We start from the raw sequence: 13,670 nt of genomic DNA, 5'->3' as shown, positions 1-13,670 counted from the left end.
TGTGTCTGGACACTTCCGGGATTCTGTTTCTGCATCCGGCCTACGTTTTCTGACCGTTTTGTGTCTGTGCGTCACTGCGTTTTTGCCTGGCGAAGTCGCTGCTCAAAAGAACCCAGATTCTGAGCAAGTCACCTATATCTTTCAGCGTGATGATACGTTGTTCAGCCTGGGTCGCAAGTATCTGCGCAAACGATCGGACTATGTTATTGTACAACGGATCAATGGGATTGCCGATCCGCATGAAATTCCCCTTGGAAAGCCCCTCCGGATTCCTGTCCGCCTCCTGAAATATCGACCGAGCGAAGCCAGACTGAGCGCCTTTCGTGGCAATATTTCGGTTCAATCGGCCGGCCGGGATCTGGCGCCGGCTGTCGGACTCAAGATCGGCGAGGGAAGCGATATTAGCACTGCACCCCGGAGTTTCCTGACACTGCAGCTTGAGGATGGCTCACGCGTGTCGCTGCCATCGAGCAGCAAAGTGCGGATCACACGGCTGCGCCGCATTCTGCTGACCGACAGTATTGATTATGAAATCGCCGTCGACAAGGGGCGCATTCGCTCGAAAGTCGCACCCTTGGAAAAGAAGGCTGACCGGTATCGCGTACGGACCCCGGTTGCGGTTTCCGCTGTTCGCGGTACAGACTATCGTACGAGGGTGGACGATCAGTCCGGTGCGGTCTTTTCCGAAACGATTGAGGGCGAGGTGGTTGTAGCCGCCGGGACGAGCCTATCCGGCACTTCGGCAATTTCGGTGCCTGCGGGCACTGGAGCAGCGACGTCCGCCACTGGCGCGATCGTCAAAGCGGAACTCCTGCCGCCACCGGAGCTACTGGATCCTGCCAAGGTGCAGTCGGACACCGACTTGCAATTTTCTGTAGCACCCAGTGCCCAGGCCATCGGCTATCGCCTGGTGATTGCATCGGATGCAGGTTTCATTGACATTGTGGCAGAAACAGAAGGGCAGGGGACAGTGCTGGATCTCCAGACCATTCCCAACGGCCGCTATTTCGCCAAGGTGACGGCCTTGGCACCGGGAGGGTTTGAAGGCATGCCGGCAATTTATGCCTTCAAACGCCAGCTCAGTACGTTGGGCGGAAGCGCGGATTCTGGTGATTTCGGTTATCGTTTCAAATGGTTCGGCGAAGGCGAGGGCGAGAGATTTTATCGTTTGCAGATCCTCAAGGATAGCAAAACGTCGATCCCGATCATTGATGAGACCGGGCTACGCGGAGATACTGTCACTCTCTCGGACTTGGCTGATGGTGAATATTATTGGCGGGTGGGTGTCACTCAGTTTTCCAATGATCCAGAGGATTTACAGGCCATCGAAAAATGGACCGATTTTGAAAAATTGACGGTGGTCAACTGACTGTCAAAGGCCAGCTTATGGTCGATTCCCTGCGGAGGCCCAATCACCGATGAGACTGCGCCAACGATTGGGGATAGAATGGCTGGCTGTGGCGGCGTTGGCCTCTTGCTTGGTGGCTGCCCTGTCTTTTTGGGACAGTGTCTCCCCGTTCGACAATCTGGTCTATGACCAGCTTTCCGCTATTGATCGGCCTGCGCCGCCAACCGACATCATGATCGTCGAGATTGATGAAGACAGTCTCGATGCTTATGGGAAATGGCCATGGCCGAGGTACCGGCATGCCGAGTTGCTGGAGCAACTTGCGGTTGGAAACCCAAAAGCGATTGGCTTCGATATTCTGCTAAGTGAGGCAGGTGATCCCGATGCAGATGCGGCACTGGCTCGGGCTATGGCGAACATATCGAAACTATTTCTGCCGCTGCATTTCGTGGTGCCCGGCAGAAATGGTGCTGATTATGACGTGGCCTTGCCGATCAAGCCTCTAGCGCAAGCGGCCGATGGTTTGGGGCACGTCAATCTTCCGCTCGACACCGACGGCGTGGTTCGCCGTGCGGCGCTATGCTTTGGCGACAAGTCGTCCGGCTCAGATTGGCCGCATTTGATGGAAATGCTTTATCGATCGGTCGAGGGGCACCCATCGCCCGCATATCAGCGACTGGCAGATTGTGAGCAAACGTTGCTAGTGCCATTTGCCCGTCGCGGTGCATACCAATCGGTATCCTTTGCCGCCCTGGCCAGCGGACAGGTGCCGCCCGCTTTCCTCGACGGCAAAATCCTGTTGGTGGGAGCAACGGCGAATGGCCTCGGCGATCAATATCCCGTCCCGCTTGGCGACGGCGGGACACTTGCCGGGGTGGAAATAATGGCGAATCTTTATAGTGCGATCGTGCGCGATGATTTTATCGCTCCTCTATCCTTGACCGCGCAGCTTGCGCTTTCGCTATTGCCACTCTGGATATTGTTGCTCGGCTTCTGGCGGTGGACTCCGCGGACGACGATCGTCGTTTCATTTGGCTTGATTGTGGTGATATTGCTCACCAGTGCGCTCCTCCTCAAATTCTCTTTGTGGTTTGCCCCTGGAGCCGCTCTCTTGGGGGTCATATTGGTCTATCCGGTTTGGGGCTGGCGCCGACTACAGGCGACGAGCGATTTCATGGATAGCGAATTGCAGCAATTCGATCGGTCGATCATTGATATTCCGATCATGCGTTCGGAGCTTGGGCCAGTAGACTTTATAACCGGTCAGGCCGAGCAACTGACCCATGCTATTTCGCATGTCCGCGATTTGCGCCGGTTCATCAGCGATGCGCTAAGAAATTTGCCCGACCCGATGTTTATTACAGATCTCGACGGCAAGGTAATATTCGTCAATCAGCTGGCGCAGGCCGGAATGGAGGACGGTCCTCACGACCTGGCGCTCGATGACATGCTTCAGCGCTTTGTTTCGGCCGATGATCTGGAGTCTGTCAAAGACTATCTTGATTTGAAGAAACGCCCAACAAAACAGGATTATGTCGAGTTCACATCCTATCATGGGGAAATTTTCGCGATGCGCCGCGCCCCCGTTATGTCGAGCGACGGCATATTGAAGGGCCATATCCATTATCTTGCCGATATCACAGAAATGGCCCACGCGGCGGAGCTCAGGGAGGAGGTCCTGCAACTGCTTTCCCACGATATGCGTGCGCCACAGGCGGCGATTCTGGCACTTCTTGATGGGAAGGATGATGATGAAATCACCGGCAGGATCAAGAGACATGCCCGGCATACGTTAGCGCTCGCCGATAATTTTGTCGGACTCGCGCGGATCGATTCCAGCGAATTTGCGGGTGAAGATATATTGTTGTCAGACCTGGTTGCGGAAGCCAGCGATGGTCTTTGGCCGCTTTGCAAAGCACGTGATATACGGTGTGAAATTGACGATCAGTCCGATGGGGCATTCGTCAACGGCGAGCCTTCGAGCCTGTACCGTTCCTTTGTCAATCTGATCGACAATGCGATCAAATATAGTCCCGATGGCGGTGTCGTGACAATTTTAATCCGGGTGACAGAATTGGACCGACAGTCGTTTGTCTCGGTTGCCATTTCCGATGAGGGTGAAGGAATTTCCGAGCAGATGCTGGGTCAACTGTTTGAGCGGTTCGCCAGCGATGACTTGATGGCACAATCATCGATAAAGGGTGCCGGGCTGGGATTGAATTTTGTCGCAAAGGTGATGGAGCGGCACGGCGGGAACATTCGCGGCGAGAATCGTCGCGATGGCGGCGCTTGCTTCACGGTACTGCTACCGCTTGCGGACGACGTTCAGGAGCCGGCAGACTGAATCATTCTATGCCCTGACGGGTGCGAATTGCGGTCAAAGGGACATCGCTGGTCCCACCGTCGAGTCCGGATAGCGCAGCATCAACAAGAAACGGCAGAGATTGTGCAATAGTGCCATTGCAGTGATATTCTGAGGCACTGCCCGAATATAGCTTTTGGCCGCGGCTCTGGTCAAAAAGGCTTACCGTCAACCGGTGTTCACGATCTTTGCAGGATTGAAAGCTTTTTTGCTCTTTCGCGGCGACCAGAGGGCGCACCGTTTTATCGTCACCAGCATCAATCGCGATATCGGCCGGTCGATCAGCAAGCGCGACATGCACCAATATTGCTGCATCGGGTGCCTGCTGGTAGCCTTTCTGGGCAAGCAGCTTGCCGACCAAATCCCGGGCCAGTGCCGTGTCACGATTGGCGATTGGATTGATGGGAGACCAGGCAAAGCCTTTTTGTTCCACGACCGGAATAAGCTGATGGCTCTGGACACGGGTTTCAATCGGTCCGGCACATCCGGCAACCGCCATCGCGCTCGCTATAATAACCAAGAATGATCGGATCATGACGTTTTCCTGCCGATTTTCCAGCCTTTTGGATAGTCTCACGGCCCAACAATGTCACGCAAATAGGCTGGTCCCGCCCGCCACCTACCGCGTTAGCGCATAGTAGAGGACGTAGAGCCAGGAGAAGAAGCCGTGGATGATCGCCCAAAAAATGGATTTGTGGGTGGTGAAGCTGATCGCGATCGCCAGAGCGCTGCCGAAGCCAACGCCCTTGCTGACGATTTCCCTGCGGACATAGGTCACACGTCGTCTCATCGGCGATTCTTCCGTCGCATAATCTTCGGGGCGCATCCGTTCGGGCCTTGCCTTTTCGACCATATCAGGCGGCCTCTTGCGTCCGCTCTGACAGTTCCTGATTGAGCATTTCCGCTAGCAGGAACGCGAGTTCCAGGGATTGCGCGGCGTTGAGGCGAGGATCGCAATGGGTGTGATAGCGGTCGCCCAGAGACGCATCGGTAATCGCTACGCCGCCGCCGGTGCATTCGGTTACGTTCTGGCCTGTCATTTCGCAGTGAATGCCACCGGCAAAAGTGCCTTCTGCCCGATGAACCGCGAAAAATCCGCGCACTTCGGCCAGGATGCGATCGAACGGACGGGTCTTGTAGCCGCTTTCCGCCTTGATCACATTGCCGTGCATCGGATCGCAGGACCAGACAACGGGATGACCCTCCCGCTTCACAGCCTGAACGAGCGGGGTCAGGCCACTGATCACCTTGTCGTGTCCGAAGCGGGAAATCAGCGTGATCCGGCCCGGCTCACGTTCCGGATTGAGCGTGTCGAGCATCTTCAATAGCGCATCGGGTGTCAGCGATGGTCCGCATTTCATGCCAATCGGGTTGCCGATGCCGCGCAGAAATTCGACATGCGCAGAGCCCTCGAACCGCGTTCGGTCTCCAATCCAGAGAAAATGTGCGCTGGTATCATACCATTGACCGGTAAGGCTGTCCTGTCGCGTCAGACATTCTTCATAGGGCAACAGCAGCGCTTCGTGGCTGGTATAGAAGGACGTGGCTTTGAGTTGAGGAACCGTATCAGGATTGATCCCGCAGGCTTCCATGAAGGCCAAGGCCTCTCCGATCCGGTCGGCCATTTCTTCAAATTTTTTCGCCCAGGGGCTGCGCGCCATGAAATCGTGAGTCCAGCCGTGAACCTGTTTCAGATTGGCGTAACCCCCGGTAGAGAATGCACGGAGCAGATTGAGTGTGGCGGCGGACTGGTTATAGGCCCGGACCATCCTTTCCGGATCCGGGTCCCTACGCGCGCTGTCAAATTCGATGCCGTTGATAATGTCCCCGCGGTAGCTGGGCAATTCCAAACCATCCTGCACTTCTGTGCCAGAGGAGCGTGGTTTGGCGAACTGGCCTGCCATCCGCCCCACTTTGACCACCGGCAGCTTCGATGCATAGGTCAGTACCACCGCCATTTGCAAAATGACGCGGAACGTATCGCGGATGTTGTTAGGATGGAATTCTGCGAAGCTCTCGGCACAGTCGCCGCCTTGCAAAAGAAAGGCTTTGCCATCAACGACATCGGCCAGATCTTTCTTCAGACTACGGGCTTCGCCGGCAAAGACGAGAGGAGGGTAGCTGCCAAGCAGCTCCTCTGTTTCCTCTAATTTCGTGGCGTCAGGATATTGCGGCATGTGCAATCCTTCAAAATTCCGCCAGCTATTTGCCGTCCAATTCGTCGCCATTAGAGCGCTCCGCTTCGTTTCCAATAAAATCGAGAGCCTTTAGTCGGGAGTCAAGGGGAATGGCAAGGGAAACCCATTGTTGGTTGCCAGCGAAACTATCGCCAAACCTGTGCTCCAGACTAGCTTCCCGGTTTTTTCTTCCAGGTTCCGCTGTTGCGGAATTCAGGTTTGATCCGTCCAACTTCCGGAAGATTTTGTCCGGCAAAGGCTTTTTCGCCACCTTTGGCCTTCGCTTCTGCACTGTAATTGGGTGCCTGATAGGACCGGGGCGAATTGACATCTATTGCAGGGGCGGCTCGATCATGTCTGCGCGCAGTGTCTGCCGCGAGAGCTGCCGCTTTCTCTGATTGTGCAGCTTCCGCCTCGGCTTTGCGACGGCCTTCCTCATAAGCTTTTTCCAAGGCTATCGGGTCAAGAGAAGCCGGCGGTGTGCCACCTTTCGCCAGATCATAGCGTCGTGGCTTTGGTGCCGGGACCGGCTCGCCGCCGCGATATAGCTGATTGAAAGCACTGGCCTTGCCGGCGTTGCCCTTCCAGCTGTAAAACCGATGCGCTCCGACCGTTCCAAGGAACCGAAGGCTTGGCGCCCAATAGGGATACACATAGCTTGCATGATAATGGGTGGCGGTGCCAACGGTCGTGTAGCTTTTTCCCGCCAAAGCTTCGATCGCGACCTTCCTGGCCCGTTCCCAATGGAAACGCGACGGTTTACGCCGCAGTGAACCGTCGCAAGTGTAGGTGAACTGGCAACCGCTGGCGCGTTCGCTGCCCTGATAGATCACACCGCAGACGGTGTTGGGATAGCTTGGATGGCGGACGCGGTTCAGGATCACTTGTGCAACAGCCCGTTGACCGGCATCGGGCTCCATGCCGGCTTCGTAGTAGATCGCCTGGTTGAGACATTGCAACGCCCTGCTATTGTCCAATACAGACCCGCGAAAAGCGGTGGGCCGAAACAGATCCGCGCGAGATGCCGGATCAGCATCGTCAGCAGTCATGTCGGACAGACCGTCAGCCAGTCCGGCTCCCGGGCTGGCAAGCGGATCGATGCCGATACCGCCGTAATTCTGCGGAATCGCATAGTCAGGATCGGTGAAATAAAATGCCGAACCGGCAAAATTTTCCTCTGCTCGCTCGACGGACTGCAGCCGTGGGTCGCTGGGGTTGAACTGCTGCGCATCAACGCGTGATTGCGGCATGGTTGCAGGGATCAAAATCAAGCTCAAAAGAACAAATATGGTCAATATTCGTTCGCGGACCGTCAATTTTGCAAAGGAGTGCCAGTGTCTGGGACCCTGTGCGGCCGCGGCATCGGGCTGACCGTGTTTGCTTTGCCCGTCCGCAGGCCGCTCGTCCGTTATGGTTAACGGTTCTCGTGCCCAATCACTCTGCCCGTAATCGGGAATGTGAATGCTCAAAGGCGGGACGTAGGGTGGTGGTACGCGCACAAATTTCCATGATAATTGATGTGGCCCAAGCGGGCAGTTTGAGCCGCAGATAGGCGAATTTCTTTGATACCGCGCGGAGCAAAAAAGCGCTGTTCCACGATGGGACGCCCGGAAGCGATCGGTTAACCGGCCAAGCCAGCTCGCTGCTCCTGTAAATTCACCAGATATTGGGCAATCATATACCCGGCTATCCCGAAAATTATCCCGCCTATTGCTGGTGCTAGCACAATCCCGTCGAGGCCATAATATTCGCGGCCCAGCCAGAGAAACGGGATCACGCCGAGCGTATTGCGCAGCCAATTCATTGCGGTTGACCAAGTTGGATAGCCCAGATTGTTACAAGCAGCGTTGCCGATGAATAGCATGCCATTAAAAAAGAAAAGCGGGGTTAACGCGGATGAAAATAGCCAAAATACGTGACGCCCTTCGCCGGTCAAATGGAAGGCGTCGCAAATCGGACCGCTGAAAAGATAGAGAAATGGCCAGACGATGAGCGTGTAGCCGAAAGCAAATATCGTCGCTTGTCTTATGGTGGTTCGCACCCGGTCGAACTGCAACGCGCCAAAATTCTGGCCAATGATCGGTCCGATGGCACCGGAGAGCGAGAACATCAGGCAGAACGCAACCGGTACCACGCGGCCAACAACCGCAAAGCCGGCAATCACATCGTCGGAATAGTCCGCGACGAACCGATAGGAAATGAAGCCGCCGACTGGAGTGGCAAGGTTGGTCAGAATTGCGGGAATCAGGATCGTCATGATCGGAGGCAGGTCCTGCCCGAAGCTGGGCAGGGAAAACCGTTCGAAACCGCCATAATGTTGGAGAATGGGCCTGATGGCGAACAGAGCTGAAACCATAGCGGCGCAAGCACTGGCGACTGCTGCACCGTTGATTCCCCAATCAAAGCCAAAGATGAATATCGGATCGAGAATGGCGTTTGTGATGCCCATGCTGAGGGTCACGTTCATCGCCCGCCGGGCAGCACCATGAGCCCGCAAAAAACCGGAGCAGACCATCGCCGTGACACTGAACGGCATAAACGGTGCGTAGATCCGGATATAGCCGGTGGCTGCCTGATTGGCGGCCCCGCCGGCACCCGCGAGTTCGAGAATTTGGGGGGCGAAAATAAAGAATATAACCGCCAATGGCGCGATCAGCACCATGCTAAGTACCATGACGTTGGTCAGATAGCGTCGCGCCTGATCCGCATTGCCCTGACCGATGTGGCGCGCCGCAAGCGCGCTGGTCGCAATCATCAGCCCGATATGGAACGCGGTCGCGAAAAACAGAATCGTCGCTGCAAAGCCCATTGCCGCCGTGAGGGAACTGTCCGCAAGTTGCGCGATATAAAACAGATCGGCAAAGTCGACGACGAACATCGTCAGCAGGCCGATGCTGGCGGTCAACGACATCGTGGTAATATGCCGCAGGGGGCTGCCGGTTAGAAATATGGCGGGTTGCGTCGCGATATTGTCAGTTCCACTGCTAATCGCCCAGCCGGAACCGGCAATGGCGGAGGAGCTCTTTGCCCTATAGTCTTTTGCCAATGGGTCAATTTATCTCTATTGCAATTGCTTTTATGGGGAGCGTTGGATGATCTATCAAAAAGGGATGACTGCGATACTGATCGCGGCGTTGGCGGGTTGTTCGGTTGCAGAAGACCAGTCGGAGGCGTCTTCGCCGGAGTTGTCGTCGCCGGAGCGCGATGTTTTCGAGCGTCGGTATACCGCGCCCGATCCGGCTGACCATGCGCTGACACCCCGCAGCGCCGATCAAGCCTATGCACGGATCGCGCTCAATTGCATCAACAGACAATATCCCAACAAGATCAGCCATGTATTGAGCAGTGCTGCCGATGTCGCGGAGCCCGTGAAACTGACTCCTGTATTTTATGGCTGTTTCGATTGGCATAGCGCGGTTCACGGCCATTGGTTGCTGACGCGGCTTTGGGGTCAGGATCTGGTTCCAGAGATGGACGAAGAGATTGCTGCCGCTCTCGCTGCGAATTTTACCACAGAAAAAATAGCCGGAGAGATTGGATATTTCAAAGGAGCCGACCGAGCAGCATTCGAGCGTCCATATGGCGTTGCGTGGTTCTTGCAGTTAACCACCGAATTGCGCGAAATTGCGGCCGGTGATGGTGGCAAAGCCGAGCAGGCGAAGGAATGGCTTGCCAGATTGGAGCCGCTGGAGACGGTCATCGTAGGCAATATCAAGCAATGGTTGCCCAAATTGGCTTATCCGATCCGCCTGGGAACACATAACCAATCCGCCTTTGCTTTTGGACTCTTCCTGGATTGGGCGGAGCACAGCGGCGACAGCGAAATGACCAGTCTAGTTCGCCAAAAGGCGCTGAAATTCCACCGCGAGGACCGGAATTGTCCGATGGCCTACGAGCCATCGGGAGAGGACTTTCTTTCTCCCTGTCTGATGGAGGCAGACCTGATGCGACGGGTTATGGATGAAAGCGAATATGCGACTTGGTTGTCTGATTTTCTGCCCGATATTCCGACCGACGGCAGTGACGACTGGCTTGCGGTCGGCATTGTGAACGACCCAACCGATGGAAAGTTGGTGCATCTGGACGGTCTCAATCTTTCTCGGGCCTGGGCCTTGGAGGGCATCGCGGCTGGCCTGCCAGTTGACGATCCACGTCGAGCGTCGCTTCTCGCTTCGGCGCGCTTGCACGGCAATTCGGGTGAGGAGTCCGTGCGCACCCCGCATTATTCCGGCAGTCACTGGCTGGCGAGCTTCGCTACCTACTGGCGTACGCGCAGGGGCATCGGCGCAAACGCCAGCATCCCGGGTTCGTGACACCCGGCCCCGCCAATCGACCGGCGCGACAGACCGGGGCAAAAACCGCGTCTTTGTTCAACCGGCTGTTCCCCATTAATCGAGATCTGGCGGTCAAATCGATATTCGGCGTTTGGGGTGCCTATTTTCTGTTTGTTAGCAGCCGCATATTATATTTGACGCAGAACAACGCTGACGCGCTGCTTGTTCAGCGGATCATCATGACCAGCATTTGCATCACCTTCACGTGGTTGCTTTATCGTCTACTGATCGCGGTTCGCGGTCACGGCATGGCGGCGGCGATTTTCATGCTCACCTTGCCGACCATGATTTTGGCGAATTATATCGCAATTCTGGATCATGTCGTATTCAACCATGAAGCCGCCTTGTTCGATCTATACTATTTGCTCGATCCGATCGACTTCACCTCTTTCGACTGGGCCTATATCCTGGACGAGGCGTTTACCCGTTATTTCATCTTGGCCAGCTGGGGCGCTCTGTATCTGGCCTTGTCGCATAGTCAGGACGTGCAACGTGTAATGGCGCATAGTCGCCAATTGGAGCGAGTGAATCGGGAGAGTGAACTGCGTGCATTGCGTTATCAACTCAATCCGCACTTTGTTTTTAACGCGCTCAATTCGGTCAGCAGCCTCATCATTGATCGACAAAACGAACAGGCAGAAAAACTGGTCGATGATCTCGCGGACTATATGCGGGCGGTCTTGACCGGCGGAGCCGAGGACATGATCACGGTGGAACAGGAAATTGATCAGCAGGTCCGCTATCTTGAGATAGAGCGCATGCGCTTCCCGGAACGGTTGCAATATCTGGTCGACATCGAGCCGGACGCCCGCGGATGGAGCATACCGTCATTAATCGTCCAGCCGCTGATTGAAAATGCGGTCAAATTCGGCGTTGCCGGGGTTGATCAACCGTTCAATATCATCATCTCTGCAAAAGTTGACGGTGATCGCCTGCGAATCAGCGTCGCCAATGATGGCAGAGTGAGAATTCCGCCCAGAACAGCCGATGACAGGACCGCCGGAACCGGTACAGGCCTGACCAACATCCAAGATCGTCTGAAAGCATTATATGGGCAGAATGCATCGCTATTCCTGGCCAACAGCAAGGATGGAATGGCTGTCGCAACGATAGTTTTGCCCGATCCGTCTCTGATATTTGAGGATATCTGATGACGGCAAAAAATCCGCCATCTGTTCTGATTGTGGATGACGAGCCACTCGCTCGCTCGCGGCTCCGGGCATTGTGCGAACGCACGGGACTTTTCGGCGACGTGGAACTGGCAAACAGCGGTTTACAGGCTGTAGACAAAGTCAGGCAGGGTCTTCCCGACATTCTGTTGCTGGACGTCGACATGCCCGATTTTTCAGGGTTGAGAGTGGCGGAATTTTGTCACGATCTGGCCCGCCCACCGGAAATCATTTTTACAACCGCTCATAGCAGATATGCGGTTCAGGCGTTTCGGCTGGAAGCGACGGACTATCTCTTGAAACCGGTAAAGGAGTCCTTGTTGCGGGAGGCCGTAGAGCGGGCGATCGCCAATCTGGAGCGCGCCGCAACCGATGCGGATCCCGACGTTGTTCCGAGTCTGTGGGTGCAGGACGGGGCGGGGGCGTTACAGCTGGCGGTTTCGGATATCGAGTGGGTGGAAGCAGAGCGGGACTATATGCGGCTGTACCTTTTTGGTCGCAGTTACCTGGTCCACCAATCGATGCATTCTCTGGAGAGCCAGTTGCCGGATGATCGCTTTGTTCGCGTTCACCGGTCAATGATCGTCCGGCGGGATGTTATTGCGGAGGTGCGTAGGCAAGGGCGCAAGCGCTACGTCCTGCTGCACGATGGCACCAAATTGCCGATCGGCCCGAGCTATGCGGACAGGGTAACCGCAGCCGCTCAAACAGGTCGCTTGGGCGGGTCCGGGACCGTCACCGAATAGCGCGGTGCCGGTGCAGGCTGCTTCAATCCGCCGACATCCACGAAGGTTTGCCGTTCAACATTATGCGGATGTTCTTTGGCCTCGGTCAGCGAAAGAACCGGAGCAAAGCAAATATCTGTGCCTTCCATCAGGTCGCACCATTGGGAGCGCGTCTTGGTCTTGAAAAGGTCCGTGAGCTTGGCCTTGAGCGCGGGCCACTGCCTGGGGTCCATCTGCGCGTCGAAATCCGGATCGTCAGCGAGACCCGCAACTTGCCGCAGCTCTGCATAAAATTGCGGTTCGATTGATCCGATGGAAATGAATTTGCCGTCCGATGTCTCGTAGGTGTCATAGAAATGCGCGCCAGTGTCGAGCAAATTAACACCGCGCTCATCCTGCCACTGACCGGTGTTGTGAAAATCGAAAATCATGGCCATCAATGCCGCTGATCCGTCGGTCATCGCGCAGTCGACGACTTGACCAGCGCCACCGGTCTTTGCATGCAACAGGGCTGACACCATCCCGAAGGCCAGCATCATGCCGCCGCCGCCGAAATCGCCAACCATGTTTATCGGGGGGGTCGGTTTCTCGCCTTTCCGCCCGAAAGCATGCAAGGCACCGGATATCGAAATATAGTTGATATCGTGTCCAGCTGCGGATGCGAGCGGTCCATATTGGCCCCAGCCCGTCATCCGACCATAGACCAGTTGTGGATTGTCGGCGAGCAACTCATCCGGTCCAAGGCCCAGTCGCTCCATAACGCCGGGGCGGAAGCCTTCAATGAGACCGTCGGCATTCTTGACAAGGTCACGGGCCGTTTTGATGCCGGCGTCCGACTTCAGGTCAATCGCCACCAACTTGCGTGAGCGAGACAGCGCGAGACGCGGATCCGGAGCGCGGCCTGGACGATGCAGAACGGTTACTGTGGCACCTTGATCGGCGAGCATCATGCCGCAAAAGGGTCCGGGTCCGATTCCCGCGAATTCAATAATGTTTAGACCGGCTAATGGTCCTGGCATGCCCTGCTCCCGTTTAATCGACTGGTTAAACGGTCCTATGCAGGGACGGTGTGCTAATCAAGCTTATTTTTGGCGGTTGATCGACGGACTAGCGCGGCGTTTGGCCCCGCCGAATATTGGATGGTTTTTGAGACGGCTGGCGCAGGTAGCGCGGCAATTCTGATTTTTTCTGTCCGACCGGTTTTCGTGCGAGCTTGGGGTCAATGGGATGATCGAATGCGACGCCAAATCTGCCCTGTGCGACCCAAGCGACATGTCCGGTAACGCGACCGATATTCCGCAACTCCAGTTCGACCTTGTCACCCCGCTTGGTGAGCACCGGCGCTTCCGCCATCAGCCCGCCAGCCGACAGATTGCGGACGCGCACTTCGCCACAATCCTCACCATCCACGATGTGTAATTCTGCTTTCAGAAACAGACTGTCCCGACCCAGCTCTCGCTTCGGATGGCCAAGAGCCTGACTGTTCATTTTCAGATTATCGTCAAATGGTTCTTTCATGAGCTTCCCGTGTAAAATCATGTCTCTTACACGAATG

At 55.8% G+C, this 13,670-nt stretch carries 12 protein-coding genes; 5 read left to right on the top strand and 7 right to left on the bottom strand.

Features of this window, described 5'->3' with window-relative positions; all coding sequences use genetic code 11:
- Position 1: 1 nt before the first annotated feature.
- Together ACN0WW_RS08275 and ACN0WW_RS08270 are read left to right on the top strand one after the other, a co-directional pair.
- Complete coding sequence (locus ACN0WW_RS08275; RefSeq protein ID WP_417611313.1) at positions 2-1,369, top strand: FecR domain-containing protein; 1,368 nt, start codon at positions 2-4, stop codon at positions 1,367-1,369.
- A 49-nt stretch (positions 1,370-1,418) separates the two neighbouring features.
- On the top strand, positions 1,419-3,692 hold the full coding sequence (locus ACN0WW_RS08270) for a CHASE2 domain-containing protein (protein WP_417611311.1): 2,274 nt from the start codon (positions 1,419-1,421) through the stop codon (positions 3,690-3,692).
- Position 3,693: 1 nt separating this feature from the next.
- Here the strand turns inward: ACN0WW_RS08270 and ACN0WW_RS08265 are convergent, their stop codons facing one another.
- The 5 genes from ACN0WW_RS08265 to ACN0WW_RS08245 all read right to left on the bottom strand — a co-directional run bounded on the left by ACN0WW_RS08265 (position 3,694) and on the right by ACN0WW_RS08245 (position 8,933).
- The gene (locus ACN0WW_RS08265) at positions 3,694-4,245 is read right to left on the bottom strand and encodes a hypothetical protein (protein ID WP_417611309.1); all 552 of its coding nucleotides are present in this window, start codon (positions 4,243-4,245) and stop codon (positions 3,694-3,696) included.
- An 84-nt stretch (positions 4,246-4,329) separates the two neighbouring features.
- Positions 4,330-4,563 (bottom strand): hypothetical protein, encoded by a 234-nt coding sequence (locus ACN0WW_RS08260; protein WP_417611307.1) that lies wholly within the window; start codon positions 4,561-4,563, stop codon positions 4,330-4,332.
- A 1-nt stretch (position 4,564) separates the two neighbouring features.
- Positions 4,565-5,938, bottom strand: coding sequence for a class II 3-deoxy-7-phosphoheptulonate synthase (locus ACN0WW_RS08255; protein WP_417611305.1), 1,374 nt, complete (start codon positions 5,936-5,938; stop codon positions 4,565-4,567).
- 119 nt (positions 5,939-6,057) lie between these two features.
- Positions 6,058-7,182 carry a cell wall hydrolase gene (locus tag ACN0WW_RS08250; protein ID WP_417611303.1) on the bottom strand — a complete coding sequence of 375 codons (1,125 nt, stop codon included), beginning with the start codon at positions 7,180-7,182 and terminating at the stop codon, positions 6,058-6,060.
- A gap of 326 nt (positions 7,183-7,508) precedes the next feature.
- On the bottom strand, positions 7,509-8,933 hold the full coding sequence (locus ACN0WW_RS08245; RefSeq protein ID WP_417611301.1) for an MATE family efflux transporter: 1,425 nt from the start codon (positions 8,931-8,933) through the stop codon (positions 7,509-7,511).
- A 46-nt stretch (positions 8,934-8,979) separates the two neighbouring features.
- On the opposite strand from ACN0WW_RS08245, the gene ACN0WW_RS08240 reads away from it, so the two are divergent.
- From ACN0WW_RS08240 to ACN0WW_RS08230, 3 genes are read left to right on the top strand one after another with little or no spacing between them, the layout of a single operon-like run.
- Positions 8,980-10,200: a DUF2891 domain-containing protein gene (locus ACN0WW_RS08240; protein WP_417611299.1), complete on the top strand. Its 1,221-nt coding sequence runs from the start codon at positions 8,980-8,982 to the stop codon at positions 10,198-10,200.
- On the top strand, positions 10,197-11,372 hold the full coding sequence (locus tag ACN0WW_RS08235) for a sensor histidine kinase (RefSeq protein ID WP_417611297.1): 1,176 nt from the start codon (positions 10,197-10,199) through the stop codon (positions 11,370-11,372). The genes ACN0WW_RS08240 and ACN0WW_RS08235 overlap by 4 nt, the downstream gene beginning before the upstream one ends.
- Positions 11,372-12,136 carry a LytR/AlgR family response regulator transcription factor gene (locus ACN0WW_RS08230; protein ID WP_417611295.1) on the top strand — a complete coding sequence of 255 codons (765 nt, stop codon included), beginning with the start codon at positions 11,372-11,374 and terminating at the stop codon, positions 12,134-12,136. The genes ACN0WW_RS08235 and ACN0WW_RS08230 overlap by 1 nt, the downstream gene beginning before the upstream one ends.
- Here the strand turns inward: ACN0WW_RS08230 and ACN0WW_RS08225 are convergent.
- Together ACN0WW_RS08225 and ACN0WW_RS08220 are read right to left on the bottom strand one after the other, a co-directional pair.
- On the bottom strand, positions 12,094-13,134 hold the full coding sequence (locus tag ACN0WW_RS08225) for a CaiB/BaiF CoA transferase family protein (protein ID WP_417611293.1): 1,041 nt from the start codon (positions 13,132-13,134) through the stop codon (positions 12,094-12,096). The two genes, ACN0WW_RS08230 and ACN0WW_RS08225, sit on opposite strands and share 43 nt — an antisense overlap.
- An 88-nt stretch (positions 13,135-13,222) precedes the next feature.
- Positions 13,223-13,633, bottom strand: a complete 411-nt coding sequence (locus tag ACN0WW_RS08220) for a PilZ domain-containing protein (protein WP_417611291.1) — start codon at positions 13,631-13,633, stop codon at positions 13,223-13,225.
- Positions 13,634-13,670: the final 37 nt, after the last annotated feature.

This window comes from Parasphingorhabdus sp., assembly GCF_048269865.1.
GTDB lineage: Bacteria > Pseudomonadota > Alphaproteobacteria > Sphingomonadales > Sphingomonadaceae > Parasphingorhabdus.
The sequence above is the reverse complement of the archived record's forward strand: the minus strand, read 5'-3'. Positions and strand labels throughout refer to the sequence as shown.

What these genes read in the sequence shown, in the direction of transcription:
- ACN0WW_RS08270 (WP_417611311.1), top strand. Translation starts at nt 1,419, where the DNA reads ATGAGACTGCGCCAACGATTGGGGATAGAATGGCTGGCTGTGGCGGCG.
- ACN0WW_RS08265 (WP_417611309.1), bottom strand. Translation starts at nt 4,245, where the DNA reads ATGATCCGATCATTCTTGGTTATTATAGCGAGCGCGATGGCGGTTGCC.
- ACN0WW_RS08260 (WP_417611307.1), bottom strand. Translation starts at nt 4,563, where the DNA reads ATGGTCGAAAAGGCAAGGCCCGAACGGATGCGCCCCGAAGATTATGCG.
- ACN0WW_RS08255 (WP_417611305.1), bottom strand. Translation starts at nt 5,938, where the DNA reads ATGGCGACGAATTGGACGGCAAATAGCTGGCGGAATTTTGAAGGATTG.
- ACN0WW_RS08240 (WP_417611299.1), top strand. Translation starts at nt 8,980, where the DNA reads ATGATCTATCAAAAAGGGATGACTGCGATACTGATCGCGGCGTTGGCG.
- ACN0WW_RS08230 (WP_417611295.1), top strand. Translation starts at nt 11,372, where the DNA reads ATGACGGCAAAAAATCCGCCATCTGTTCTGATTGTGGATGACGAGCCA.
- ACN0WW_RS08225 (WP_417611293.1), bottom strand. Translation starts at nt 13,134, where the DNA reads ATGCCAGGACCATTAGCCGGTCTAAACATTATTGAATTCGCGGGAATC.
- ACN0WW_RS08220 (WP_417611291.1), bottom strand. Translation starts at nt 13,633, where the DNA reads ATGAAAGAACCATTTGACGATAATCTGAAAATGAACAGTCAGGCTCTT.